The organism is Deferrisoma palaeochoriense, from assembly GCF_054656955.1.
Genome location: NZ_BAAHXI010000048.1, coordinates 1 through 26,014 on the forward strand (window position 1 = coordinate 1; position 26,014 = coordinate 26,014).

Here is a 26,014-nt window from a genome sequence, read left to right on the forward strand (position 1 = left end):
GAGCTTCCAAGTAACTTCCTGCTAGGACGCTGGGAGGCTGGGATGCTAGGACGCCTAAATCCTTTGGGATTCCGGCGTCAGCGGCTGTCCCAACCTGTGGGAGCGGCTGCCGTATCAGGGGCCGGAATTCAGGAGTCAGAGGTCAGAGAACCCCCCTGTCCTCTGTCGTCTGTCCACTGACTCCTGGCACCGGCGCCGCTCCCACACGGGGCCCCGCCTCGCGCTTTGCTGTCCTGGGTAGGGGGGCCCTAAAGGGGCCCTGGGGAGCTTCCGTGGAACTTCGGCTGGGCGGCGGGGCTGCTTGGCGGCTCGGCAGCGGAAACCCTTCGGGATTTCTGCGTCACCGCTTGCCCGAAGCTGCCGCGCCTTTGCAGGTGGGCGATCGGAAGGGTGTCCGGCGCCTGTCCCGGGGGAGTGGTCCGCTCGCGGCTCACCGGGGCCTCCCCGTTTGTGCAGGAGGGGTCAGAGCCCCAACGGTTCGGGCACCAGGAGCACCCCCAGATCCGTGAGCCTGGGCCGGCGCTCGAGGATCTGGACGATCCGGCAGATCCGGTCGGGGCTCCGGCAGTTGACGCAACGGCCGGTGGTGGCGCACGGGGTCTTGAACGAAAGCCGGTGGGCGTTGGGGGGCGCCGCCCACTCCCGGATCCGGGCCCGCGCCTCCTCCACCGAGTCCGCGATCTTGTTTGCGCCCGCCACGATGCGGACCTTTTTCGGCCCGAAAGCGACCGCCCCCACCCGGTTCCCCGTGGCGTCGACGTTCACGATGCATCCGTCGAGGGTGATCGCGTTCGCCCCGCTCAGGAACAGGTCGCAGGTCAACTGGCGGCGCATGATCTCAACCCGTTCCTCCGGGGTGAGACCCGGCGCCCCGTGGACCAGGCACTCCTTCCCCAGGGCCGCCATTCGCTCCGGGATCCCGAGCTCCACCAGGGTGACGGAGCCCCCGAACCCCACGGTCCGGGCCTCGGCCGCCTCCGCCACGAGGCGCTCGGCCACCTCCTCCCGGCTCTTGCACACCCACACCGAAAACCCGTTCTCTTCCAAGGCCCTCGCCGCGAGTTCCACCCTCCGTTCGGCCTGCCACCGCGCGTGCTCGTTCATCCCGACCTCCTTGGACTTGGGCCTGCGATGTCCCCACCGCCTCGGTCAGAAACGCTCCACGAGCTTCTCAATGAGATACGAACTCTCCCGGATCGCCTGCCCGGCAAAGGGCCCAAACCACGCGGCTACGCGCCGGAACTCCGCGATCAAGGCGTCCCGGCCCCCCTCCTCCTCGAGAAATCTGGCGTTTTCCGCTGCCGCCTCGAGGAACCGCCGCAGGAGGGCCCGGCGTTCCGGGGTGGAGAGCATGATGTCGGCGTAGAGTTCCGGATCCTGGGCAAACAGCCGCCCCACCATGCCGAGCTCGAGCCGGTAAATGGGGCTCGAGACCTCCAGCGTCCGCCCCAGGTCCACCCCGGTGCGGCACAGGAACTGCCCGAACACGAACGTGGCGAAGTGGCGCAGCGCCTGCACCACCCCCATGATCTCGTCGTGCTCCTCCGGGGTCGACCGAACGACGACGGCCCCCCAGGCGGCCAGTTGATCGAGCACCCAGGCGGAACGGTCCGGATCCCGCGCCGGCGTGGCCACAACCACCTGCTTGTCGAGGCTCCGGGTCGTGGGCCCGAACATCGGATGCAGCCCCAACACCGGTCCCGGGTGGGCCTCGAGCATGGCGCCCACGGGCTCGCGCTTGAGGCTCGCGAGGTCCGCGAGCACACACTCCCCCGGAAGGTGGGGAGCAAGCCGCCGGGCCGCCTCGGCCGTCACCCCGATCGGCACAGCCAGGAAAGCGAGGTCCGCGCCCCCAGCCAACCCCCCGACCCTCGTCCAGTCCTCCCGCTCCAGGACCTCGGTGCGGTACCCCGCCGCCGAGAACCACTCGACCAGGCGCGCCCCCATCGCGCCCCGGCCCCCCACCACCAACACCTTGGCCCCGGGTCGCACCCCGGGCGCCCTCAGGCCCCGCGCCTGGGCCTCCCGGGAGGCCCGCACGATCGCCCGAAACACGTCCTCCACGAGATCCGGATCCAGACCGGCCTCCTGGGCCTGCTCCCGGCGCCGGGAGATCAGATCCTCCTCCCGGGCCGGGTGGTACACGGGGAGCCCCATCCGCCGCTTGTGCTCCGCCACCCGCCCCACAACCCGGCGCCGCTCCGCCAAAAGGGCGACGAGATCGCGGTCGATCCGGTCGATCTCGGCCCGCAGCGAATCGAGGCTTTCGTCCGGTTCCGAGGTCCCTTGCGTGCTCACCCTGGATTCTCCCTCCGTCGATCGTCGCGGGTTGGCATCGGGCAGCCAGATGCCCGCGCGGCCCCACCCCGGCACAGGAAGAGACAACGCGCCTCCCGGCGCCCGTGTATACCACGGGGCCCCCGACGGCTCCAACCGGGTTCCGCTCCGGGGCGGCCCTGTGCTATAAGGCCGGATTCCGTCGCACCGTGGAGGACAGGAGATGGACCTCACCCACCGCGCGATCGCCCGCTCGTTCACGGCCTGCGCCATCATGATCTGGCTCGCCGGCCCGGCCGGGGCGCTCGTGGATATTCCCCTCTGGGAGCCGAACGCCCGGGCCGTCTCCGACCTCGCCGCCTCGTCCGGGGTGGCCCGGCCGGCCGACCCGGCCGCCGGGCCGCTGGACGACGCCCTGTACTTGGAGGCCTACCGGGCCCTCACCCCCCGCGGCCTCGTGGATCCGTTGGGCGAACGGCTGGAGCGCTGGGCCCAAGCGCGGGCCGACGGCGGGCTCCACTGGGAGTCCCTCGTGCCCGACCTCACTGTGCGCACGTATTGGGCGAACGAGGACACCCGCGATCGACCGCTCTACGGCACGGCCGGGGATGCCCTCGAGGACGGCTGGACCACGTTTTTGAACGCCTCGGGCGCCGCGTTCTGGGGCGACCGGGTGGCCGGCGTGTACGAACTCCAGTTCGCCCGGGAACCCGGGGATTTCTCGTTCCGGGTGAAGCGGCTGTACCTCAAAGGGGTCTGGGGCAAGTGGTCGCTCAAGGTCGGGCGGGACGCGGAGCGGCTGGGGCCCGGCTACCACGGGAGCCTTCTGCTCGACGCCAACGCCCCCACCTACGACTACTGGCGGATCCGCACCGAGGAACCCCTGTTCCTGCCCGGCGACCTCTCCTGGCTCGGGGGGTTCCGGTTCATGGTGTTCAACGCGTACCTCTCCGACGGCGACCCCGACCCGGCCGACACCCGGTACGGGAGCGGCGTGGACCCCATCCACGATCCCCGCCTCCTCGGGATGCGGGCCTCCTATCACCCGACATCCTGGCTCGACCTGGGGGCGAACCGGGCCATCCTCTACGGCGGAAAGGGCCGCGAGGTTTACGACACCCCGAAGGACTGGTGGGAACTCTTCACCGCGACCAACGAGAACGTGGACCCCGGCGAGAGCCACCGCTACGACAACGACCAGTACGTCTCGTTCGACCTCACGGTGCGCCTTCCGTTCCTGAACGGCTGGGGGCCGTTGAAGGGCGGGAAGGCCTACTTCGAGTACGGCTCTACCGATATCATCTCCAAATGGCAGGGGGAAAATACCGGCGGTTGGGAGCCGTTCAAGCTGAACCGGGTCGCCAAACTGGGTGGCCTGTACCTCACCACCGCGGTCACGGAGTTTCGGTTCGAGTGGGCCGAGACCGACGTCCCGTGGTACCGAAACAATCAATACCCCCAAGGATACACCTACAGAGGCCACCCCCTGGGCCATCACATGGGGGGTGACGCCCAAAATTGGTTCTTCGAACTCTCCCGCCACTTCGGACCCGCTTGGCGGGCCCAGGTGAGCCTCGATCTCGAGGAACGGGCCCGGAGCACCGGAACGGAGGAGCGCCGGGCCGAGTGGGGCTTCGGGCTTGAGGCCCGGCGGGTCCACCTGTTGGATGTTCCCCTGGAGGTCCGGGCCAACGCCATGTGGGCCCGGGTGGCGAACGCCCTCGACACTCCAGAGCGAAGCGACCGCACCGAACTCTTCCTGGGGCTCTCCGCAACGACCCGGTGGTTTTGAGGGGCTTTTCCTCTCCTTCGGGGGATCCGGGGGAACGGATGCTGGCCCGGTGACCGCCCCCACCGGACCGCGGATCCGTCGCGGGGGGGTACCCCACCCCGCGGGCCCCGTAGCCCGAAATCACGAAAGAGGGTTTTCTCCATGAACCGATTCGCCCGCGCCCTGTTCGCCCTGGCACTTGCCGCCGCCCCGCTGGGCCTGGCCCGAGCGGCGGGCCCGTCGCTGCCCGCACCCACGTCCGGGGCCCCGAAGATCCCGGGACTTCCCCCAGGGGTCGATGTGAACCGCCTGCTCCAGCAGATGCAGGGGGACGCGGGCGTAGTTTCCGCGCCCGCACCTGAGAAGGAGCCGAAGGGGACGGCACCGGCCCAGAAGGCGAATCCGGAAGAGGAGTTCCGAGCCATCGTGAAGGAAGCCCTCCTGACGGAGATGCCGGACCCCGAAAAGCGCGAAGAACTGCTTACCCAGGCGCTGGCACTCGGCCTGACCCGAACAGAAGCTGAGAAAATCCTGGACGAGGTGGCAAAGGAGAGAGCCGAGCGGATCCGGGCCGCCCTGGCCGAGGTCAAAGCGCTTCGCAAAGCAGGCGACCTCGACGAAAAGGCCCGGGCCTGGCTTCTACGAAAATGGATGGACCTCGGCGACTCCCAGGAGGAGGCGGAGAAGCTCCTGGAGTACGCCCTGGAACGGCTCCACCGGCTCGACGTGTATCGCTCGATCTTGGAGGCATTTCGCTCGGACGGCGTGATCACGGCGACGGAGCGAACGATGTTGGAAGAGCGGCGGGCCCAACTGGGCCTGACCGACGAAGACCATGAGGCGGTGGAGGCGGAACTCGAGGAGGAAGGACCCGCCCCCGTGCTGGACGTGTACCAACGGCTCCGCAAAGAGGCCGAGTCCCTCCAGCCGGCCCAGGCCAAGTTGGAACTCTACGGCAAAAAACTTTTCGCCGCCGGGCCCGATGCCTTTGCCCCCCCGGCCCTCCTCCCCCCCCCCGACGACTACCGGGTCGGCCCGGGGGACCGGTTCCACGTGACCCTCTGGGGCCGACTCGAGGCCGAGTACGATCTCGTGGTGGATCCCGAGGGACGGGTCCAGTTCCCAAAGGTGGGCCCCGTATCCGTGGCCGGCCTCACCTACCGGGAGGCGCGCGATGTGCTGCGTACCCGGGCCGAGTCCATCACCGGGGTGAACGCCGCCGTGACCCTGGCGGGGACCCGGTCCATCCAGGTGTTCGTGGTGGGGGAGGTGGAGGCTCCCGGCGCGGTCACCCTCTCGCCCCTCTCCCAAACGGTGCACGCGGTCATGGCGGCGGGAGGCCCCACGGACCTGGGGTCGTTGCGGTCGGTGCGGCTGCGGCGTGGGGGCAAGGTGATCGCCACCCTGGACCTTTACTCCTTCCTCCGGGACGGATACGCCCCGGGCGACCGCCCCCTGGAGAACGGCGATGTGGTGGTGGTGCCGCGGGCGGCGGTTCTGGTAGAGGTCACCGGCCTCGTGAAGCGGCCGGCCGTTTACGAACTCCTCCCCGGCGAGGGCCTTCGAGCCGCCCTGGAGTTCGCGGGAGGGCTACGCGCCGATGCTTTTGGAGGCCGGATCCAGGTGGAGCGAACCGAAGGCCATGAACGGCGGGTGGTCCGGGACGTTACCTGGGGCCCTCAGGCCCCTGATTTTCCGCTCAAGGACGGCGATCGCATCACGGCCTTTCCGGTGCCCCCCGAGCCCGAAAACAAGGTCGCCCTTTACGGCCACGTGTATCGGCCGGGCACCTATGCCTGGAAAGAGGGTCTTCGGATCTCCGGGCTCCTCGGTTCCGCCGATCGGCTCAAACCCCGGGTGGACCTGGAGTACGGGGTGATCCTCCGGGACACCGGGCCGGACCGTGTAAAAGAGGTGGTCACCTTCCGGCCGGGCCGGGCGCTGAAGGCCGTCGGGACCGAGGAGGACCCTCTGCTCCGGCCCGGCGACGAGGTGTTCCTCTTCAGCCAGGACGCGTTCCGGCCCCCCCGCCGGGCCATCGCTTCGGGGCAGGTTCGAAAGCCCGGCCGGTACCGGATCGAGCCCGGGGCCCGCGTCGCGGACCTGGTCCGGCTGGCCGGCGGACTCGCCGCCGACGCGCTGCTCTCCCGTGCCGAACTCCTCCGGTACCTCCCGGGGCGGGAGCGCCAGACCCTCTACGTGGACCTCGAAGCCGCCCTCGAGGGGGACCCGGCCCACAACCTGGAACTCCAGGATGAGGACGAGCTCGTGGTCCATGCGGTGTGGGACCTGGGTCCCGAACCCGTGGTGTTCGTAGAGGGCGAGATTCAAAAAGCAAAGAAACCGGAGAACTTGACGGGAAAGACGGCGTGGGATCGCTTCCGCGAGTGGCTTGAGAGTGAACAAGATAGCGAAGGCGACTCCAGCCAGACAGAATTTGGGAGACTGCCGACCGTCACCGATAGCGACCGGGGGCGAAAACAACCGGAGGCGAATGACCGAAAGACGGAAGAGGCAGACCTCGGCTCGATCCCGGTACCCCTCACCCGGGGGATGACCGTCCGGGATCTCGTGTTCAAGGCCGGCGGGCTCACCAAAAGCGCGTACCTGCCCGTGGCCCACCTGTACCGGACCGACCCCGCCACTAAGGAGATCACGGCTCGCACCTTCGACCTGGGTCGGGCGCTCCAGGGGGACCCGGCCCACAACCTGGAACTTCAGGACCTGGACCACGTGGTGATCCATTCCGCCTACGACTTCCAGCCGCTTCGGCCGGTGGTGGTGGGAGGCATGGTGACCCGGCCCGGGGAGTACCCCTACGCCGAGAACCTCCGGGTGAGGGATCTCATCCTCGCGGCGGGGGGGCTAAAAGACGAGGCCTACCCGGACGAGGCCGAGATTGTGCGCACCGAGGTGCCCGAAGGCTCGGACGAGGCCGTGACCCGTACGATCCGGTTCTCCCTGGAGCGGGCCATGGCCGGCGACCCCAAGCACAACCTGCCGCTTCGGCCCTACGACAAGGTGTTCGTGAAGCGCATCCCGGAGTGGCGGGAGACCTGGAAGGTCGATGTGGCGGGCGAGGTTCGGTTCCCGGGCACCTACTACATCTCGAAGGGCGAGCACCTCTCGAGCGTCCTGCGCCGGGCCGGGGGCTACACGCCCGAGGCCTACCTGCGCGGGGCCGTGTTCACCCGGGAGAGCGCCAGAGAGCAGCAGCAACGCCGGCTCGACGAACTCCGCGACCGGCTCCAGCAGGCGATCCTCCGGGCCTCGTCGGCCGAGGTGCAAGCCGCCCTCACCCCCGAGGACGTGGCCGCCCAGAAGCAGTACCTGGCGGCCCAGGAGCAGCTTCTCAAGAAACTCGAGGCGGCCCGGGCCACGGGCCGGGTGGTGGTGCGGCTCCTGCCCCTGGAGGAACTGGAGGGGTCCGAATGGGACATCGCCCTGGAAGACGGCGACACGCTCACGATCCCCAAACGGCCCCAGACCGTGAACGTGGTCGGCGCCGTCTACAACCCCACGAGCCTCCTGTGGGAGCCGGCCAACCGCACGGTGGAGCACTACCTGGAGAAGACCGGGGGACCCACCCCGGACGCCGAGGAGAAGGAGATCTACGTGGTGCGGGCCGACGGCACGGTGGTGAGCTCCCGCAGCCTCGCCGGCGGCAGTTGGTGGAGCCGCGACATCGAGGGGCTCGAGCTCTATCCCGGCGACACCGTGCTCGTGCCGGAGAAGGTCGTACGGGTGAGTTTCATGAAGGAACTAAAAGACATGACCCAGATCCTCTACCAGATCGCGGTGACGGCCGGGGTGGCCGTGGCCCTGTTCTAGGATGGCGAGCATGACCGAGCCGACCCGACCCGAGCCGCCGGCCGGCGGCGTTCCCGTGCCTCCGGGGTATCTCCCCTACTGGCTGCCCCCCGAGGAGGACGAGATCGATCTCCTGGACCTCCTGGCCGTGCTGCGGCGACGGTGGCGGCGGATCGCGCTCGTCGCCGTGCTGGGCACGGGCCTGGCCGTCGCCTACGCCCTCTGGGCCACCCCCATGTACCGGGCCCAGGCCGTGATCGCGCCGCCCCAGGAGAAGGCCCAGAGCGGGGTGTCCTCGGCCCTGGCGGCCTTCGGGGGGTTCGGGGCCGAGATCGCCGGGAGCCTCGGCATCTCCCTCGGCGGGGCCGACGCGAACCGGCTGGAGGCGCTCCTCAAGAGCCACCGCCTGATCGAGCGGGTCGTGAAGAAACACGACCTCCTGCCTGTGCTGTTCGACGACCTCTGGGACCCCCAGGCCAAGAAGTGGCTCGTGGACGACCCCAAGGACGTGCCCAACGTCTGGGACGCCGAAAAGCTCCTGGAGGACGTCTATCGGGTGAAGAACGACACCAAGGCGGGGGTGCTCCGGGTAAGCTTCGAGTGGAAGGACCCCGAACTGGCCAAGACGCTGCTCACGTACTTCCTCGAGGAACTCGCGCTCGTGGTCCAGGAGGACGAACTCAAGAAGATCGAGGCGAACCGCCGGTTCGCCGAGCAGCAGCTCCAGAAGGCCACCGACCCGGTCATCGTGGCGAAACTCCAAGCCCTTTTGTCCGAGCAGGTGGAGAAGGCCATGATGGCCCAGAACGTGGAGCACTTCGCCTACGAGGCGATCGACCCCCCGGCCGTGTCGGATGAGAAGGTCAAGCCCAAGCGGGCCCTGATCGGCGCCCTGGGGCTCACGGTGTCGCTCTTCTTCGGGGTGTTCCTGGCGTTTTTCGCCGAGTGGGTCGAAAACGCCAAGGCCCGGGCCCGGGAGAAGGAGGCGTCCGCCTGACGCGGGGGGGTCTTGGGTTTGCGGAGGGGATGTCCCGTTGGGATGCACTTGCCGCCAGGACACGTGCCTTGGGGCGCTGGCGGCCGGTTTCCCTCCGGCGAAGCGGATGGCGGGCCGCCCAGACCCCGGCGGCAACGGTACGACATCCCCGGTCGCCAGGAACTCCGCCCCCGGGGTTTTTGGCTTTCCAGCCGCCCAGCGGCATAGCCGCCCAGCCGCCTAGCCGTCAAGCCGCCCCCCCCTCGCAGCGGTTACACCGATCTCCCAGAAGGAGCGGTTGCTCGGGCTTCGACCCGTGGCGGTACAGGGTCACGCCCTTGAGCCCCAGGGCGTGGGCCTCCCGGAACACCCGGGCCACCACCTCGGGGCCCGCCTCGGGGGGCAGGTTGATCGTCTTCGAGACCGCGTTGTGGGTGTGGGCCTGGAAGGCGGCCTGGATGCGCAGGTGGTCCTCCGGTGGGATGTCGAGCGCGGTGGCGAACAGGGCCTTGAGGTCCCGGGGGATCCCCTCCACCGTTGCCAGCGACCCCTCCTCCCGCACCCGGTCGAGCACCGGCCCCGGATCGATCCCCCGGGCCCGCAGGGCCGGCTCCAGGGCCGGGTGGACCCCGAAGTCCACGGCCCGGCCTTCGATCCGCCGGGCGTAGGCCAGGCTGAACAGGGGCTCGATCGACCCCGACACCCCGGCCAGGATCGAGATCGAGCCCGTGGGCGCCACGGTGGTCACCGTGGCGTTTCGCAGGGCCGCGAATCCCTCTCGCTCCCACCGGCTCCCCGGAAACGCCACGAAACTCCCCCGCTCCCGGCCGAGCTGGGCCGAAGCCTCGATCCCGGCCCGTTCGACCGCGGCCATGATCTCTCGGCCGAGGTTCCGGGCCGCCTCGGACGCGTACGGGATTCCCAGCCGGACCAAAAGGTCCGCAAATCCCATGACGCCGAGCCCTATCTTCCGGGTTCGCAGCTGGGCCCGGCGGATCGCGGCCACGGGCGGCCGGGAGAGCTCCACGCAGTTGTCCAGGAACCGCACCGCCAGACGGGCGGCCCCGGCCAGGGTCTCCCAGTCGATCCCGTTTCCCCTCACAAAGGCCATGAGGTTCAACGACCCCAACGTGCACGACTCGTAGGGCAGGAGCGGTTGCTCCCCGCAGGGGTTCGTGGCCTCCATCGGCCCCAGGGCGGGCACCGGGTTCGCGCGGTTCACGGCGTCGAGGAATACGGCGCCGGGATCCCCCACCCTCCAGGCCCCTTCGACCATGGCCCCGAACACCTCCCGTGCCGACACCTTGCGCCACACGGCCCCGTCGCGCGGGTTCACCAACGGCCAGTCGCCCCCGGCATCGACCGCGGCCAGGAAGGCGTCGGTCGCCCCCACGCTCAGGTTGAAGTTCTCGAACCCGCCGTCCACCTTGGCCCGGCAAAACGCGAGGATATCGGGGTGGCTTGCGTGGAGCACCGCCATGTTGGCGCCCCGCCGGCGCCCCCCCTGCCGGATGACCCGGGTCGAGGTGTCGAAGAGTTCCAGAAACGAGAGCGGGCCCGACGCCACCCCGCCGGTGGAACCCACCCGGTCGCCCGCCGGCCTGATCCGGGAGAACGAAAACCCCGTACCACCCCCGCTCTTGTGAATCCGGGCCATGTGCCCGAGGGAGGCGTAGATCGACGCGATGGAGTCCTCGAGGGGCAGCACGAAACAGGCCGCCAACTGCCCTAGCCGGGTACCGGCGTTCATGAGGGCGGGTGAGTTGGGCAGGAACCGGAGCGAGCGAAGAAGGTCGTGGAACCGTTCCGCCCAGGGCGCCGGGTCCCCCCCCCACCTGCGCTCGGCCCGGGCGATGGCCCGGGCGACCCGCCAAAAGAACCGCTCAGGGTCCTCGGCCAAGCGCCCGTCGGGTGCCCGGCGCAGGTACCGGAGCTCCAGAAGTTCCACCGCCTGGGGCGTCAACGCGGGATATGACATGGTTCCAACTCGGTCTCCGGTCACCCGTCACCCGTCACCGGTCACCCGTCACCGTTGTTCCGTCTTCGGTCGCCCCTGCCCCGGAGTCCCTCGGGCATCCGGAGCCCCGGCCCCGACCCGCCGCCCGAGGCGGCGACCTGCCCGTCTGCCCGGCCCGGCACCAACGGGGAAGGCCACAAACCGACCGCGGGCGCCCCCGTCAGGGGAACGCCCGCGCGCTCTCGAACCTATTTCTTCTTTTTGGTCTTTGCGGCCTGGGCCTTGAGCTCCTTGATCCGGGCCTTGAGCCGCTTCATCCGGCGGTGCCGGCGCCGTTTGATCTCCCTCTTGCGCTCACAGATCGGCATCAGATCCCTCTCCTTTCCTTTTATCCCACCGGTTAGAACTCGATCCCCTTCTGGGCCTTCACCCCCTCGCGGAAGGGATGCTTGATCTCCCGCATCTCGGTGACGAGGTCCGCGGCCTCGATCACCTCCGGCCGCGCGTTCCGGCCGGTGAGCACGAGGTGAACCCCCTGCGGCTTCTCCCGGATCAGCCGGAGCACATCCTCCACGGGCACGAGACCATAGTCCACGGCGTAGTTGATCTCGTCAAGGATCACCATGTCGTACTGGCCCGAAAGGACCTTTTCCCGCGCGGCCGCCAGGGTCTCCCGGGCCAGGGCCACGTCCTGAGGGTCGGGCTCCTCGGACCCGAGGTTCACGAACCCCCGGCCCATCGGCGTGATCTCGAACCCCGGAAGAAACTCGGGGGCCTTGAGTTCCCCGTACTTCCAGCTGCCCTTGATGAACTGGACCATGGCCACCCGAAGCCCCTGCCCCACGGCCCGGAGCGCCAGGCCCAGGGCCGCCGTGGTTTTCCCCTTGCCGGGCCCCGTGTGCACGATGACCAACCCGCGCCTCGCCATGGGAGTCCCCTAAAAGAGTCCGGGCAGATTGAGCCCCAGGCCGCCGGCCACCTTTCCCATCTCCTCGGCCACCATCTCCTGGGACTTCTTGATCGCCTCGCTCACGGCCGCGACCACGAGGTCCTGGAGCATCTCCACGTCGTCGGGATTGACCACCTCGGGGTCGATGGTGAGGGAAAGGATCTCCTGCTTTCCGTTCACCACGCACCGAACCATGCCGCCCCCGGCCGCGGCCTCCACCGTTTTCTCCGCCAACTCTTCCTGGATCTTCGCCATGCGCCGCTGCATCTCCTGCGCCTGGCGCATCAGATTTCCCAATCCTTTCGCCATATCCGGCTCCTCTCCGTACCAAGGTTTTTCGTTTCCCGCCCAGCACCCTATCGCTTCAGCACGTTCACCTCTTCCACGGTGGCATCGAAGATCTCCATGGCGTCCCGTACCAAAGGGTGTTCCAGGGCCTCCTTCCGCAACTGCCGCGCCCGATCGCTCCCCCCGGGCCGGGCGGCCGGTGACGATTCCTCGACGACCCAGTCCACGCTCGCCCCCGGCCCCCATACCCGAACCGCAGCGTTTCCGAGGACCTCGGCCTTCGAACGGAAAAAGAACAGGTGTTCCCGATCGGTGGACAGGTACACGCGTCGGGCCTCCGGGTCCCACGACCGGAACTGGACGTGGTCTCGGAGCACGTTCCAGAGCACCCGGTTGGACTCCTGGACCGCCTCGAGGAACCGCCCCCAAGCCCCTGCCGCCGTGTCCGGCGGCTCGACCGCCGGTGCGGTGCCTTCCTCCGTCACGGATTCCGGGATCGGGGCTTCGGCGATCCGCCGCTCGGGGGAAGACGCCGGGGGTCCATCGTCCCGGGGCTCGACCAAGGGTCGGGTCGGGGGTTTCGGCCGGGATGGCGGCTCGGCAGGCCCTCCGGGAGGGGCCCTCTTCGCCGCCGGCCGTTCGGGAAGAACCGCGGCGCCCCCTCCCTCCCCCACCGGCCCCGCGGCTACGTCGGCCAACCGGACGAGCGGCGGCAGAAGCGCGAGCTTCAGGAGGGCCATCTCCAGCACGGTCCAGGGCTCGGCCGCGAGCCGCAGCCCCTCGAGCGCACGCGCTAGCATGTCGAACCGGGCGTGGATCTCCTCCCAGGAGTGGCCTTCCACGACCCGCTGGGCCTCGGCTCGTTCCTCCGGCGGCAGGTCCACCACCCCCTCGGCATCCCCCACCGCCCGCAGCACGGCGAGATCCCGGAACAGCTCCAGGAGGTCCTGGGCGAGCCGCCCCACATCCACGCCGAACCGGCGGGCCTCCCCCAGGCGTTCCAACACGCCGCCGGCGTCGCGAGCCAGGATGCGCTCGGCCAGGCCCAGGAGGAGCTCCCGGTCCACCACACCCAGCACGTCGCGAACCGCCTCGTAGGTAATCCGCTCGCCCGCGTAGGCGATGACCTGATCGAGCAGGCTCTGGGCGTCCCGGACGCTTCCGTCCGCCTCCCGGGCGATGGCCGCCAGCGCCGCCGGCTCGGCCTCGATCCCCTCGGCCTTCACCACGTCGCCCAGGAGCCCCACCAACTCCCGGCGGTCCAGCCGCCGGAAATCGAACTGCTGGCACCGGCTCAGAATGGTGGCCGGCACCTTGTGGGGATCGGTGGTCGCAAACACGAAGACCGCGTGCTCGGGGGGCTCCTCCAGCGTCTTCAACAGCGCGTTGAAGGCCGCCGTGGAGAGCATGTGGACCTCGTCTATGATGTACACCCGGAACCGGCCCTGCTGCGGGGGGTAGCGAACGGCCTCCCGCAAGCGGCGCACGTCGTCCACCCCGGTATTGGAGGCGCCGTCGATCTCCAGGACGTCGGGGCTGCGACCCTGGGTGATCTCGACGCAGGAGGGGCACGCGTTGCAGGGTTCGGGCGTGGCCCGGGGGCAGTTCAGGGCCTTCGCCAGGATCCGGGCCGCCGAGGTCTTGCCCACCCCCCGGATGCCGGTAAAGAGGTAAGCGTGGGCGATGCGCCCAGCCTTGAGCGCGTTCGTCAGGGCCCGAACGATGTGGGCCTGGCCCCGCAACTCCGCGAACCGCTGGGGCCGCCATTTGCGCGCCAACACCTGATACGCCATGCGACGATTCCCGTGGGAAGGGCCCTCGGAGGGACCGACCCGGCTCCCCACACGCAAAGCGGCGCGGACACCAAGGGCGGCTCGGCGACCTGCGGCACACGAGGCTCCCGGCTACCGCTGCTTCCTTCCGGACCTGACGGGGTTCACCAAGGCCTCGTTGCGCAGGGCCAAGCCGCCCGTGCTGGCCGCGCCGCTTTCACTGTTGCGGAACCAAACAAGGAAAAACTGGCGGAGAGGGAGGGATTCGAACCCCCGGTACCCGAAAGGGTACAGTTGATTTCGAGTCAACCGCCTTCGACCACTCGGCCACCTCTCCGCGCGTTCGCACCTCCCATTCGCCGGCCGCCCCGATCAGTCCCACTCGCTGCCGGGCCCGCGCCGCTCCCGAAAAAACTCCCGCAGCAACAGCGCCGCCTCGGCTTCCCGGATGCCCCGCACCACCCGCACGCGGTGGTTCAGCCGCGGGTCGTCGCTCAGGTCGTACAGCGACCCGGCCGCTCCCGCCCTCGGATCCGCCGCCCCGTACGCCACCAAGGGTACCCGGGCCTGGAGCACGGCCCCCATGCACATGGGGCACGGTTCCAGGGTCACCACCAGGACGGCCCGGTCGAGCCGCCACCGCCCCACCCGCCGAGCGGCCTCGCGAAGGGCAAGGCACTCGGCGTGCGCCAGAGGGTCCCCCCATTCCTCGCGCCGGTTGTGGGCCCGGCTCAACACCTCGCCCTCCCACAACACCACGGCGCCCACCGGCACGTCCCCCTTCCGGGCCGCTTCCCGGGCCTCCTCCAGGGCCATGGCCATGGCCCGGTCGAGGCGGGACTCGGGAAGATACCACTGCTCCTGGACCGTTGCAACGCTCATGGCGGGACTCTACCACGCCTTCTTGTCCCCCGGCCAGACGGCACAAGGCCCGGCAAACGGGTGGGCAAAGGCCGGGCACGTGGTCCCCCCGACCCGGGCACGATTTGTGCAATTACCCACAAAGCGAGACCCCTGCCACAAGGAGGTGACCATGGCCGCTACCACGCTGGAAGAACTCCTCCGCGCCTTTCTCCCCCCCGGGCAGGAGTGGGAACGGGCCGTCCCGGCGGAGGTCCTCGCAGAGGCACGCCGACACCTCGAGCGTCTGTCCGGGGCCGGGTTCGAACTCGAGCCCGGCCGGGCCCTGTTACGAATCCGGAATCCCGGCGCCGGGTTCGTGTTCACGGCCCATCTCTCCCACCGCGACGACCTCGGGGAACGCCGGGAACTCTTCCGGGCCCTTCGCGCCCGGTTCGGCACCCCCGCCGAACGCTGGTTGCCCTGGCTCTTTGCCGCCTCCCCCCGCGTGGCGGAACCCTACGAGAGCCTGCGGTACCTTCTCGAACTTTGCCAGGACCTGCGGAACCGGCCGCTCGCGGCCTGAAACAAGGGGCGCCGCCGCCCGGGCGCGACGACACCGGGGCGCGGATGCCTCCTGGGCGCCCCACGCCATTCCCTTGACCTCACCCGTGGGAGCGGCGACCGTGCCAGGTGCCAGAAGACAGGGGGTTCCTGACATCTGTCCTCCGAATTCTGGCCCCTGATACGGCAGCCGCTGACGCTCAAGGGACCGGAGGCCGCCGACCGGCGCCCCGCGGCCGAAGTCGCTGTTTCCTCGCGCCCACCGGGGCGGTACACTGGCCGTCGACATCTCCCGTCCCGGACATTCACGGTGCGCCTGCGAACCGAACGCCGCCTGGTCCTCGCGCTTCTCGCCTGCTCTTTGCTGCCCCTCGCGGTGCTCGGGGGGTTAGCCGCGGCGGGGTTTGCGCGACTTGGCCACGAACTCACGGCGGCGCAGTCGGAGCTCCTCGATGCGCGCGCCCGACAAACCGCCTTGGGCGCGGCGCTGCGGGCCGCGGACCGGGCGTCTTCCCTGCTCCAGCGTTCGCTTGCCGATCTCCGGCTCCTCGGCCATCTGCCGGCCGATCCCTCCGTGTACCAGGAGTTCTGCCGCACCCACCTGGCCCCGGTGCGCACGGGCTCGACGCCGGACTCCCCGGTGATCTGGCCTCCCCTGTACCTCCGGGCGGGCTACCGCGCCCCTGCCGGGGCCGAAGGGTTCGAGGTGGGGCCCTTTGAACCGCCATCTCCGATCGCCAAACCGGACTCTCCCACACCGTCGGACACCGGATTTTGGTTCGAGGCGGAAGGGGGATCGTCCGAAACACCCCGGGTTCTTTCCCGGATCACGGTCTCGTGGACACCGGCCCCGGGCACGCCGGGCCCGGTGGTGTGGGTGGATCTGGATCTCCAGCACCTCGAAAACCTGGTGGCCACCCTGCCCGCGCCCACCTGCCTCGTGTTCTTCGACAAGGGGGGCACACCCCACCGGATCGGCCCGCCCCTCCCCGCGGCAACGCTGTTACAACCGGTCTTCGACCCTTTGACCGGCGCCGACGCCGGGCAACTCGGGGTCCGGTGGGTGGATCTGGATGGGACCGCCGCGGCGGCCGTGCCGTTTCGATGGTCCCCCGTGGAGGTGGACGAGGGGGTGCTGGGGTACGCCGTGGCTGCCGTCCCGGCCGTTTCCCGCGCCGCAGAGGTGCGGGCCACGCAGGCGTTGGCGGGGAGGTACGCCCGGGCCGCGGTGCTCCTCACCTTCTTGACGGCCGGGGTCATCACCGCCGTCGCCCTTCTCGTGGCGCGCCGGGCGCTGCGGCCCTGGACGCGGTTGCGCGAGCGGGTTTCGGCCCTCGTGCCCGAGGAACCCGGGGGAACGGATGAGGTCGCGGCCATCGCCGACACCATGGACCGCCTGGCCCAGGAGGTGCAGAGAAGCGCCGGAAGGCTCCAGGAAACCGAGGCGAGGTTCCGGGAGTTCCTGGAGATGACCCCCGACGGCATCGCGGTTCTCGACACCGCGGGAACCGTGCTCCACGCCAACAGCGCGTTTTGCCAGATCCTGCGCCGGCCTCCCGGTCAGGTGCTTGGCCTTTCCCCCCGAGAGATACTGGCCGAACCCCGGGCGTGGCCCGCGGTGGTGGCCCGACTGCGACAGCGTCAGCGGATCCGCAACTACGAACTGCCGCTGCGGCGGGCCGACGGCAAGACGGTAGCGGCCCTGTGGAGCCTTCGGCTCGCTCTCGTCGAAGACCGCGAGCAGGTGGAGGCCGTGGTGCGGGACATCTCGGAGATCAAGGAGGCCCAGGAGCGAGAGCGGGAAAAAACCGAGGATCTTTTCCGGGTCTACGGGGAGCTTCAACGGGCGCGCGAGGTCCTGGAGCGGCTCGAATCGAAGCCCGACGCCCGGGTCCCTCCCAGAGCGACGGACCAGGTGCGCACGGAGTTTCTCCTGCAGATGAGCCACGAACTGCGCACGCCGCTGAACTGCATCATCGGCTACTCCGAGGCGATGATCCAGGGACTCGACGGCCCGCTGACCCCCGATCAGGCCCAGAGCCTGGAACGCATCGCCGAAAGCGGCCGGCGACTCCTGCGGCTCATCGAAAACATCCTTGACCTCTCCCGTCTCGAGTCCGGCCGGGTCGGCATCGCCCCCTGCCCGGTGGACGTCAAGGCCGTGGCCGAGGCAGTGCTCCACCAAGCCCGGGCCCTCGTGGGCGGGCGCCCCGTCCGGCTGTCGCTCGAGGCCCCGGCGGGCACCCCTCGGGCCTGGGCCGATCCGGACCGGCTCGCCCAGATCCTGTTCAACCTCGTCGGGAACGCCGCGAAGTTTACCCCCCACGGGGAAATCCGGGTGAGCGTCCGGGACGCCGGCCCCGGCCATCTGGAGGTGACGGTGGCCGACACCGGGCCCGGCATCCCGGCCGAGGAACGGGAACGGATCTTTGAAAAGTTCGCCCGGGGAAAGAACGCCGGAACCGAAGGGGCGGGGCTCGGGCTTGCCATCTGCCGGGAGCTCGTCGAGCGGATGGGCGGGACGATCTGGGTCGAGAGCGAACCCGGTCGGGGAAGCGTGTTCGGTTTCACCCTGCCCACCGCGCGGGAGGCGTTTGACCTCGACCGCGACGCCTCCGTATGATCGGCCGCCCGATCCCCGGAGGTGAAGGTTCCCATGCAGATCGATCCCAACCGGCTCATCTACAACCCCGCGCTTCGCACCGACCGGCGGGTGCTCGTCACCGGCGGCGCGGGGTTCCTCGGCTCCCACCTGTGCGAGGCCCTTCTCCGGCGAGGCAAGGAGGTGTTGTGCCTCGACAACTTCTTCACGGGCCGAAAGCAGAACATCGCCCACCTCCTGGGCCACCCCGGTTTTGAGCTCCTGCGCCACGACATCACCCACCCCGTGTTCGTGGAGGTGGACCAGATCTACAACCTGGCCTGCCCGGCCTCCCCGGTCCACTACCAGTACAACCCGGTGAAAACCATCAAGACCAGCGTGCTCGGGGCGATCCACACCCTGGGACTTGCCAAGCGGGTCAAGGCCCGGATCCTCCAGGCCTCCACCAGCGAGGTGTACGGCAACCCCACGGTGCACCCCCAGCCCGAGACCTACTGGGGCCATGTGAACCCCATCGGCGTGCGGAGCTGCTACGACGAGGGCAAGCGCGCCGCCGAGTGCCTGTTCATGGATTACCATCGCCAGAACGGGGTGGACGTGCGGATCGCCCGGATCTTCAACACCTACGGCCCCCGGATGCTCCCGGACGACGGCCGGGTGGTGTCGAACTTCGTCGTCCAGGCCCTTCGGGGGCTTCCGCTCACGGTGTACGGCGACGGGTCCCAGACCCGGAGCTTTTGCTACGTGGACGACCTGGTGGAGGGGCTCGTGCGCCTGATGGAGCAGGACGGGTTCACGGGGCCGGTCAATCTGGGGAACCCGGAGGAGTTCACCATTTTGGAACTGGCCGAGCTCGTGCGCGAGATGACCGGGTCGCGCTCCGAGATCCGGTTCCTGCCGCTCCCGGCCGACGATCCCGTGCAGCGCCGGCCCGACATCGCGCTGGCCCGGGAGAAGCTCGGGTGGGAACCCAAGGTGCCGCTCCGGGAGGGGCTTCGCCGAACCATCGACTACTTCGACGACTGGCTCCGGGACAACCCGCTGGAAAGGACGCCGTCCCATGTCTGAAGCCGTGTTGGTGGCCGGGGGCGCCGGGTACATCGGCTCCCACGTGGCCAAGCTCCTAGCCCAGAGGGGGTTTCACCCCGTGGTGGCCGACAACCTGGAACGGGGGCACCGGTGGGCCGCCCGGTGGGGCACGTTCGTGGAGGCCGACCTGGCCGACCGCGAGGCGGTGCGGGCCGTGCTCCTGGAGCACCGGATCCGGGCCGTGATGCATTTCGCGGCCTACGCCTACGTGGCCGAGTCGGTCCGGGATCCCGGGCCCTACTACCGCAACAACGTGGCCACCACGCTCGCGCTCCTGGAGACGATGAAGGAGGTGGAAAGCGAGTTCTTCATCTTCTCGTCCACCTGCGCCACCTACGGCGAACCCGAGCGGGTCCCGATCCCCGAGGACCACCCCCAGCGCCCCATCAACCCGTACGGCCGCACCAAGCTCATGGTGGAGCAGATGCTCGCCGACTTCGAAACGGCCTACGGCATGCGCCACGTGAACCTGCGGTACTTCAACGCGGCCGGCGCCGACCCCGACGGAGAGATCGGCGAGGCCCACGACCCGGAAACCCATCTCATCCCCCTGGTGCTCGAGGTGGCCCTGGGCGGGCGGCCCCACATCGCCGTGTTCGGCACCGACTACCCCACCCCCGACGGCACCTGCATCCGCGACTACATCCACGTGACGGACCTGGCGGAGGCCCACGTGCTCGCCCTCGAGCACCTGCTCGGGGGCGGGGAGAGCCGGTCGTACAATCTGGGGAACGGCCGGGGGTACTCGGTGCGGGAGGTGATCGAGGAGGCCCGGCGGGTCACGGGCCGGGAGATCCCCGTCCTGGAGGCGCGCCGCCGGTGGGGGGACCCGGCGGTGCTCGTGGGATCGAGCGAGAAGATCCGGCACGAACTGGGCTGGAAACCCCGGTACCCGGGGCTCGACGTGATCCTGGAGACGGCCTGGAACTGGCACCGCAAGGGCCCGCCGGCCGACCGGTAAAGCCGCGGCGGACCCCGGCCGATGCGTACCCCAGGCCCCGGCCCCCCATGTCCGCCGGGGCGGGAGGATCGGCCATGCTGCGGGAATACCGAACCATCCGAAACCGGTACGACGACGTGCTCGCGGGGGTCTCGGACTACCAGATGTTCCGGGACATCCGCGCGCTTTTGCGCTACATCGAGTTCCTCCACGAGCAGCTCGCCCAGTACATGCTGCTCGTGCGGGCGGGGCTCGCGGACGAGGGGGCGGAGGAGCTGGTGAACTAACCCGCGGGGGCCCCGCCGCCGGGAACCAGCACCGAAAACCCGGTGGAGGGATCTGGCCGGCGCCGGGACGAGCTCCCCTCGATCTCGAGGAGGACCACCTCCCCCAGTTCCCAGACCTCCACCCCCAGCCGGACGCACCCGGTCACGGTGCGGCCCGACCGGCCGAGGGCCGCGTGCATGTGGAGCCGGGGCGCACCCTCGTCGTCGGGAAAGATCGTGCCCACGGCCGCCGCCTCGTGCACGCCGTCGAGCCCCGCCACCATGGGCACGATGGGCCGGGCGTCCCCGGTCTCGGGCCCTACCACGAGCCGCCCCGCCCCCGCGCCACCGACCATCCAGCACACGCCCCGTTGGACCCCTGCCTCGGCGCAGAACCGCTCGATCGCCTCGGGCAGGCGGTCGCCGTCCTCCAGGCGCAGCACGAACACCCGCCCCGCTCGCGCTTCTTCTGCCTTCATGGCTCGCTCCTTTGGACTTCGGTCCACGGCCTACGGTCCGCGGTCGACGGCCCCGTCATTCCCCGGCTTGTTTGAGCTCCTCCAGCAGCTGGCCCGCGTCGAACGCCCAGAGGCCCTTCTCCTTGGCTGCCAGGGCCTCCTCCAGGAGGGCCCGGGCCCGGGTCCGGTCCCCGAGCTTCGCCAGGGTCGCCCCCAGGTGGTAGGCCACCTCGGGGTTTCCGGGGAGCTTTTTGCGGGCCGCCTCGAACTGGCGTCGGGCCCGCTCGTAGGCGCCCTGGCGGTAGAGCACCCACCCCAGGGTGTCGGCCGTGAACGGGTTGTCGGGGGCCTCCTCGGCCGCGATCTCCGCCAGCCGCAGCGCCTCGGGCAGGGTCTCGTCGCGTTCGGCCAGGATCATGGCCAGGTTGTTGGCGGCCACCGGATGGCGGGGAGCGAGGGCGAGGATCTTGCGGTAGAGCGCTTCGGCCTTTTCCTTTGCGCCCGTGCCGTCCCGGATCGTCGCGAGCAGGAGGAGGCTCGAGACCCGGTCGGGCTCCCCCTGCAGCGCCTCCTCGAGCGCCGCCACCGCCTCCTCCACCCGCCCCTGCGCCATCCGAAGCCGCGCCAGGAGCTCCCGGGTCTCCGCCGAGGAGGGGTCGGCCGCCAGGCTCCGCTTGAGGTACGCCTCGGCCGCGTCGGGCTCGCCCCGGCTCGTGGCGTGAACGGCCAGGGCGTTGAGAACGCGCGGCACCTCCCCGTTTACCCGCAGGAACGCCTCCCCCACCTCGCGCACCCGGTCGTGGCGGCCCAACCGGTCGAGCAAGGCCATCTCCCGCAGAACCGGCTCCACGGCGGCCGGCGCCTTGGACCGGAGCTCCTCATACACCCCCAACGCCTCCTCCCCCCGGCCCTGGGCCTCCAGGCTCTGGGCCAACCGCAGCAAGAGCCGAGGGTCACCGGGCCTCGTCTTCAAGAGTGACCGGAACTCGGCCTCCGCGCCTTTCGCGTCCCCCCCCAGGAGGAGCGCGGTGGCCCGGATCTCCCGGGCCACGGGGTCGTCGGGCCGCACGCCGAGCACCCGTTCGGCCGCCTCCCGCGCCTCCCCCGGGTCCCGGAGCTCCAGGGCCACCTTCGCCAGGTCGAGGTTTGCGAAGTAGTGGTTCGGCACCTCGGCGACCACCCGGCGGTAGGCTTCCCGGGCCTCCTCCCAGCGGCGCTCCATGGCGTAGGCCTTGCCCAGGAAGAGATTGCCGTTCACCGAGTCGGGCGCCTCGGCCACCAGGGCCTCCAGCGCCTCGCGCACCTCGGCCACCCGCCCGCGGGCCAGATCGAGCCGGGCGGCCAGAAGCCTTACGTTGCGGTCCGAGGGGGCCTTCTCCCGGAGTTTCCCGATCAGGGGCTCGGCCCGGTCTGGCTCGTTCGCCAGGAGGTACACGTTTGCAAGCCTAAGGAGCACCGCCGGGTCGTCCGGCGCCAGCGTCTGGAGCTCCTCCAGGGTCCGGCGAGCCCGGGCGAGATCCCCGGTGACCGAGTAGAACCCGGCCAGGGCGGCCAGCGCCCGGCGGCGGGCCTTGGGATCCTCACCGGCCTCGTCCAAGGCGGCCTGCAACACGGACTCCGCGCCCTCCCGGTCGCCCCGGCGCAGCCGGTACACGGCCACCGCCTCGAGGAGGTCGGGGTTCCCCTCCGCGAGGTTTCGCACCTCCTCCATGATGGCGTCGGCCTCGTCGGTCCGGTTTCGGCTCGCCAAGAGGTTCGCGAGCGCCACCCGAAGGCGCGCCGAAGGCGGCACCCGGTCGAGCCCCCGGCGTAGGAAGCGCTCCGCGCCCTCCGGGTCCTTCGCGGCCAGCCGGATCCGGGCCGCCTCGACCCACAGGGCCTCCGCGTCCGGGTTCTTCGCCAGGGCCTTTTCCAACGCCTCGGTGGCCGCGTCCCACTTCTTCTGGCCGGCCCGTGCCCGGCCCAAAACGACCCAGGGCTCGAACCGGTCGGGCAGGAGCTCCGCGGCTTTGGCCGCGTGCTCCTCCGCGTCCGCGAACCGGCGCCCCGCCAGGTAGAACCCGGCCACCCGAAGCCGGGCCTCCCCGTCCGACGGATCGAGGCTCACGACCTCCCGGAACTCCCGGAACGCGGCGGCGCCGTCCCCCCGGGCCAGGTACACCTCGGCCAAGGCCCGGTGCGCCGGGGCGCTGGCGGGGTCGGCCTGCACCGCCGCGCGCAGTTCGATCTCCGCCTCGGCGAGCTTACCCTCGGCCCGGTACGCCTCGGCCCGCCGCAGGTGCTCGGCCGCCCGGTCGGCATCGGCCGCTCCCGCCACCGTCGCCGCGCACACCGCCGCGAAAACCCACACGAGCCCCACCCATTTCCCTTGACGTCGGAGGACATCTCGGATACTCATTGGCGACCTCGATCACTCAACAACCAAAAGGAGCGCCCCATGTCGTGGAAACCGGAAACCCTGGCCGTTCACGCCGGGCAGTCGCCCGACCCGGCCACCCGTAGCCGTGCCGTTCCCATTTACCAAACCACGAGCTACGTGTTCCAGGACACACAGGACGCCGCGTCCCTCTTTTCCCTCAAGCCCGAGGTGTGGGCCCCCCGTCTCAATCTTTCTCAGGAGGGTCTCCGGCCCACGGACTTCCCGCCGGAGGCGACCGGAAACATTTACACCCGGATCATGAATCCCACAACCGACGTTCTCGAAAAGCGCATGATGCATCTCGAGGGTGGCGTGGGCGCTCTGGCCACCGCCTCGGGATCGGCCGCAATCACCTATGCCGTCCTGAACATCTGCGAGGCAGGGGACCACATCGTCTCCTCCGCGAGCCTTTACGGCGGCACGTACAACCTCTTCCTCCACACTCTGCCCCGGTACGGGGTAACAACAACCTTCGTGGACGGTTCCAATCCGGAAAACTTCGCCAAGGCGATCACGGAACGAACCCGGTGCGTGTTCGTGGAAACCATCGGGAACCCGCGCCTCGACACGCCGGACCTCGAGGCGATCGCGAAGGTAGCTCACGAAGCCGGGGTTCCGCTCGTCGTGGACAACACGGTGGCCACCCCCTACCTCTGCCGCGTGTTCGACCACGGCGCCGACGTGGCCGTCCACTCCCTCACGAAGTTTTGCGGAGGCCACGGAACAAGCATCGGCGGGGTTATCGTCGACAGCGGTAGGTTCGACTGGAAGGCCTCCGGCCGTTTTCCCATGTTCACCGAACCCGACCCATCGTATCACGGCGTGGTGTGGGCCGACGCCGTGGGCCCGGCCGCCTACGTGATCCGGGCGCGCACCATCCTTCTTCGCGACACCGGGGCGTGCCTGTCGCCGTTCAACAGCTTTCTGATTCTCCAGGGGCTCGAAACCCTGCACCTGCGCATGGAGCGGCACTGCGAGAATGCCTTGGCCGTAGCACGGTTTCTGGAGGATCATCCGGAGGTGGATTGGGTTCTTTACCCGGGTCTACCCAGCCACCCCACCCATGACTTGGCCAAGAAATACCTGAAAGGCGGCTTCGGGGCACTCGTAGGGTTCGGCATCCGGGGCGGGCTCGAGGCCGGGAAGCGGTTCATCGACAACCTCAAGCTCTTCAGCCACCTGGCGAACATCGGCGACGCCAAGAGCCTCGCGATCCACCCGGCCTCCACCACCCACTCCCAGCTCACGCCGGAGGAGCAGGAGGCCGCCGGGGTGAGCCCGGATTTCATCCGGCTCTCGGTGGGCATCGAGCACATCGACGACATTCTGGAGGATCTGGACCAGGCGCTCCGGGCCGCGGCCTCGTAAACCTCGGTCGCCGTCCCTCCGTCCGCGGGCGCTCGCCCGCCAAACGAAAGCGGCGGCCCGGGAACGCGATCCCGGGCCGCCGTTATTTGTCCGGAAGACTCCCGGCCGCTCGACCTAGAGCCGGCGTTTCACGTCGGCCAGGGCCTGGAGCTTCAGTTCCTCGGCCTCCACAAAGAGGCGGGCCCGCTCCCGCACCAGCATCTCCTTGAACGAGGCCGTCTTGATCGAGGGCAGGTTGATGTCAACGCTCAGCATCGCGGCCCGCAGCGCCGCCTCGGCGATGTAGGCACCCACGCCCACGTCGGAGATGGCGCCCTTGTTCCCCACCGGCGCGAGCTTCGCCGCCATCTTGAGGATCTCCAGGCACACCTTGCAGATCTCCAGGGGCACCTGGGAGGCGTTCTGGGCCGCCTTCTCCATGGCCTCATCCTTGGCCTTGTGCTGCTCCTCGGTGTCGGTGGGCATCCGCCAGGCCTTCATGAAGATCTCGAAGGCCTCCATGTCCCGGGCGGTCAGGGTTTTCAGGTCCTCGATCGCCTTGGCGCAGCCGTCGGCGATCTCCTTGGCGAGGTCCTGGACCTCCTCGTACCCCTTCTTCCCGATCGTCAGGTTCGCCACCATGCTCACCATGGCCGCGGCGTTCGCCGCCACCACCGCGCTCACGCTTCCCCCGCCCGGGGTCGGGCTCTTGCTCGCGGCCTCGGCCAGGTACTCGTTTAGGCTCTTCGCGTAGATGGACATGGCTCCTCCCCTCCGTTGTTAGGACAGGCCCTTCTGGAGCTTCAGGGCCTTGATGGTATTCGAAAGGATGATCGTGGTGGTCAGGCTCCCCACCCCGCCGGGCACCGGGGTGATGGCGCTCGCCACTTCCTTGGCGGCCTCGAAGTCCACGTCGCCCGTGATCGAACCGTCGGGCTTCTCGTTGATCGCCGCGTCGATCACCACGGCGCCCGGCGCGATCATGTCGGCCTTGATGAGATGGTCCGGGCCCGCCCCCGCGGCGGCCACCAGGATCTCGGCCCACCGGCACGCGCCGGCGAGGTCCTTGGTGCGGGAGTGGCACACCGTGACCGTGGCGTCCCGGCCCTTCTGGAGAAGGAGCATGGCCAGGGGCCGGCCCACCGTGTCGCCCCGGCCTACCACCGTGACCCGGCGGCCCTTGAGCTCCACCCCCGAACGCTGGATGAGCTCAATGCACGAAAGCGGAGTCGCCGGCACGAGCGCCAGGTCCTCCTGGCCCCCGAGCACGTAGCCGCGGTTAACCGCGGTCACCCCGTCCACGTCCTTGGCCGGGGTGATCGCGTTCATCACCTTTGCCTTATCGATGTGGCCGGGAAGCGGCAACTCCACCAGGATGCCGTGGACGTCCGGATCGGCGTTGAGCTTCTCCACCAAGGCCACCACCTCGGCTTCGGGGGTGTCGGCCGCCAGCTCGTTCACCTCCACCACCACCCCGACCTTCTCCCCGGTTTTCACCTTGTTGCGGGCGTACCAGACGCTCCCGGGGTCGTCCCCCACCAGCACGACCGAGAGCTTCGGCACGATCCCCTTGGCCTTGAGGGCCTCCACCTCGCGGGCGAGCTCTCCCCGGATCTCCTCGGCGATGGGGCCTCCCTGGATGATCTTTGCGGCCATGGCTTCCTCCCTTCTTCGGAAAAACTCCCCGTG

20 protein-coding genes, 1 tRNA gene and 1 other RNA gene are annotated in these 26,014 nt (G+C 69.7%); 9 read left to right on the forward strand and 13 right to left on the reverse strand.

Annotated elements, in window-relative coordinates; translation table 11 throughout:
- Positions 1-462: 462 nt before the first annotated feature.
- Positions 463-1,104: a lactate utilization protein gene (locus ACYQ8L_RS12970; protein WP_459942230.1), complete on the reverse strand. Its 642-nt coding sequence runs from the start codon at positions 1,102-1,104 to the stop codon at positions 463-465.
- Between the two features lie 45 nt (positions 1,105-1,149).
- Entirely contained in the window at positions 1,150-2,298 is a 1,149-nt protein-coding gene (gene tyrA, locus ACYQ8L_RS12975) for a bifunctional chorismate mutase/prephenate dehydrogenase (protein ID WP_459942231.1), read from the reverse strand.
- 202 nt (positions 2,299-2,500) lie between these two features.
- Between tyrA and ACYQ8L_RS12980 the strand changes: the two genes are divergently transcribed.
- From ACYQ8L_RS12980 to ACYQ8L_RS12990, 3 genes are all read left to right on the forward strand, one after another.
- The gene (locus tag ACYQ8L_RS12980; protein ID WP_459942232.1) at positions 2,501-4,069 is read left to right on the forward strand and encodes a capsule assembly Wzi family protein; all 1,569 of its coding nucleotides are present in this window, start codon (positions 2,501-2,503) and stop codon (positions 4,067-4,069) included.
- Positions 4,070-4,210: 141 nt separating this feature from the next.
- Positions 4,211-7,879, forward strand: coding sequence for an SLBB domain-containing protein (locus tag ACYQ8L_RS12985; RefSeq protein WP_459942233.1), 3,669 nt, complete (start codon positions 4,211-4,213; stop codon positions 7,877-7,879).
- Between the two features lie 10 nt (positions 7,880-7,889).
- On the forward strand, positions 7,890-8,855 hold the full coding sequence (locus ACYQ8L_RS12990; RefSeq protein WP_459942234.1) for a Wzz/FepE/Etk N-terminal domain-containing protein: 966 nt from the start codon (positions 7,890-7,892) through the stop codon (positions 8,853-8,855).
- 226 nt (positions 8,856-9,081) lie between these two features.
- Here ACYQ8L_RS12990 and ACYQ8L_RS12995 read toward each other — a convergent pair whose 3' ends face one another.
- The 7 genes from ACYQ8L_RS12995 to ACYQ8L_RS13025 all read right to left on the reverse strand — a co-directional run bounded on the left by ACYQ8L_RS12995 (position 9,082) and on the right by ACYQ8L_RS13025 (position 14,682).
- Positions 9,082-10,812: an adenosylcobalamin-dependent ribonucleoside-diphosphate reductase gene (locus ACYQ8L_RS12995; protein ID WP_459942235.1), complete on the reverse strand. Its 1,731-nt coding sequence runs from the start codon at positions 10,810-10,812 to the stop codon at positions 9,082-9,084.
- 379 nt (positions 10,813-11,191) lie between these two features.
- The gene (cobO, locus tag ACYQ8L_RS13000) at positions 11,192-11,719 is read right to left on the reverse strand and encodes a cob(I)yrinic acid a,c-diamide adenosyltransferase (protein ID WP_459942236.1); all 528 of its coding nucleotides are present in this window, start codon (positions 11,717-11,719) and stop codon (positions 11,192-11,194) included.
- 9 nt (positions 11,720-11,728) lie between these two features.
- Positions 11,729-12,049: a YbaB/EbfC family nucleoid-associated protein gene (locus ACYQ8L_RS13005; RefSeq protein ID WP_459942237.1), complete on the reverse strand. Its 321-nt coding sequence runs from the start codon at positions 12,047-12,049 to the stop codon at positions 11,729-11,731.
- A 47-nt stretch (positions 12,050-12,096) separates the two neighbouring features.
- A complete protein-coding gene (dnaX, locus tag ACYQ8L_RS13010; protein ID WP_459942238.1) occupies positions 12,097-13,821 on the reverse strand; it encodes a DNA polymerase III subunit gamma/tau in 1,725 nt (574 codons plus the stop codon).
- A gap of 75 nt (positions 13,822-13,896) precedes the next feature.
- An RNA gene (gene ffs, locus ACYQ8L_RS13015) (signal recognition particle sRNA small type) lies at positions 13,897-13,995 on the reverse strand.
- A 52-nt stretch (positions 13,996-14,047) separates the two neighbouring features.
- Positions 14,048-14,137, reverse strand: a tRNA-Ser gene (locus tag ACYQ8L_RS13020).
- Positions 14,138-14,172: 35 nt separating this feature from the next.
- Positions 14,173-14,682 (reverse strand): nucleoside deaminase, encoded by a 510-nt coding sequence (locus ACYQ8L_RS13025; RefSeq protein ID WP_459942239.1) that lies wholly within the window; start codon positions 14,680-14,682, stop codon positions 14,173-14,175.
- Positions 14,683-14,833: 151 nt separating this feature from the next.
- Here ACYQ8L_RS13025 and ACYQ8L_RS13030 point away from each other — a divergent pair, with 151 nt between their 5' ends.
- The 5 genes from ACYQ8L_RS13030 to ACYQ8L_RS13050 all read left to right on the forward strand — a co-directional run bounded on the left by ACYQ8L_RS13030 (position 14,834) and on the right by ACYQ8L_RS13050 (position 20,122).
- Complete coding sequence (locus ACYQ8L_RS13030; RefSeq protein WP_459942240.1) at positions 14,834-15,226, forward strand: hypothetical protein; 393 nt, start codon at positions 14,834-14,836, stop codon at positions 15,224-15,226.
- Positions 15,227-15,514: 288 nt separating this feature from the next.
- Complete coding sequence (locus ACYQ8L_RS13035; protein WP_459942241.1) at positions 15,515-17,827, forward strand: sensor histidine kinase; 2,313 nt, start codon at positions 15,515-15,517, stop codon at positions 17,825-17,827.
- Between the two features lie 33 nt (positions 17,828-17,860).
- A complete protein-coding gene (locus tag ACYQ8L_RS13040; RefSeq protein WP_459942242.1) occupies positions 17,861-18,874 on the forward strand; it encodes a UDP-glucuronic acid decarboxylase family protein in 1,014 nt (337 codons plus the stop codon).
- Positions 18,867-19,856 carry a UDP-glucose 4-epimerase GalE gene (galE, locus tag ACYQ8L_RS13045; protein ID WP_459942243.1) on the forward strand — a complete coding sequence of 330 codons (990 nt, stop codon included), beginning with the start codon at positions 18,867-18,869 and terminating at the stop codon, positions 19,854-19,856. The genes ACYQ8L_RS13040 and galE overlap by 8 nt, the downstream gene beginning before the upstream one ends.
- 74 nt (positions 19,857-19,930) lie before the next feature.
- Positions 19,931-20,122 carry a hypothetical protein gene (locus ACYQ8L_RS13050; RefSeq protein WP_459942244.1) on the forward strand — a complete coding sequence of 64 codons (192 nt, stop codon included), beginning with the start codon at positions 19,931-19,933 and terminating at the stop codon, positions 20,120-20,122.
- Here the strand turns inward: ACYQ8L_RS13050 and ACYQ8L_RS13055 are convergent.
- Together ACYQ8L_RS13055 and ACYQ8L_RS13060 are read right to left on the reverse strand one after the other, a co-directional pair.
- Complete coding sequence (locus tag ACYQ8L_RS13055; protein ID WP_459942245.1) at positions 20,119-20,580, reverse strand: PPC domain-containing DNA-binding protein; 462 nt, start codon at positions 20,578-20,580, stop codon at positions 20,119-20,121. The genes ACYQ8L_RS13050 and ACYQ8L_RS13055 overlap by 4 nt on opposite strands.
- Positions 20,581-20,635: 55 nt before the next feature.
- Complete coding sequence (locus ACYQ8L_RS13060; RefSeq protein WP_459942246.1) at positions 20,636-22,957, reverse strand: tetratricopeptide repeat protein; 2,322 nt, start codon at positions 22,955-22,957, stop codon at positions 20,636-20,638.
- A gap of 39 nt (positions 22,958-22,996) precedes the next feature.
- On the opposite strand from ACYQ8L_RS13060, the gene ACYQ8L_RS13065 reads away from it, so the two are divergent.
- Positions 22,997-24,346 carry an O-acetylhomoserine aminocarboxypropyltransferase/cysteine synthase family protein gene (locus ACYQ8L_RS13065; RefSeq protein ID WP_459942247.1) on the forward strand — a complete coding sequence of 450 codons (1,350 nt, stop codon included), beginning with the start codon at positions 22,997-22,999 and terminating at the stop codon, positions 24,344-24,346.
- Between the two features lie 114 nt (positions 24,347-24,460).
- On the opposite strand, the gene ACYQ8L_RS13070 is transcribed toward ACYQ8L_RS13065, so the two are convergent.
- Both ACYQ8L_RS13070 and ACYQ8L_RS13075 read right to left on the reverse strand, forming a co-directional pair.
- Positions 24,461-25,087 (reverse strand): cyclodeaminase/cyclohydrolase family protein, encoded by a 627-nt coding sequence (locus tag ACYQ8L_RS13070; RefSeq protein ID WP_459942248.1) that lies wholly within the window; start codon positions 25,085-25,087, stop codon positions 24,461-24,463.
- Between the two features lie 18 nt (positions 25,088-25,105).
- A complete protein-coding gene (locus ACYQ8L_RS13075; RefSeq protein ID WP_459942249.1) occupies positions 25,106-25,981 on the reverse strand; it encodes a bifunctional 5,10-methylenetetrahydrofolate dehydrogenase/5,10-methenyltetrahydrofolate cyclohydrolase in 876 nt (291 codons plus the stop codon).
- Positions 25,982-26,014 lie beyond the last annotated feature (33 nt).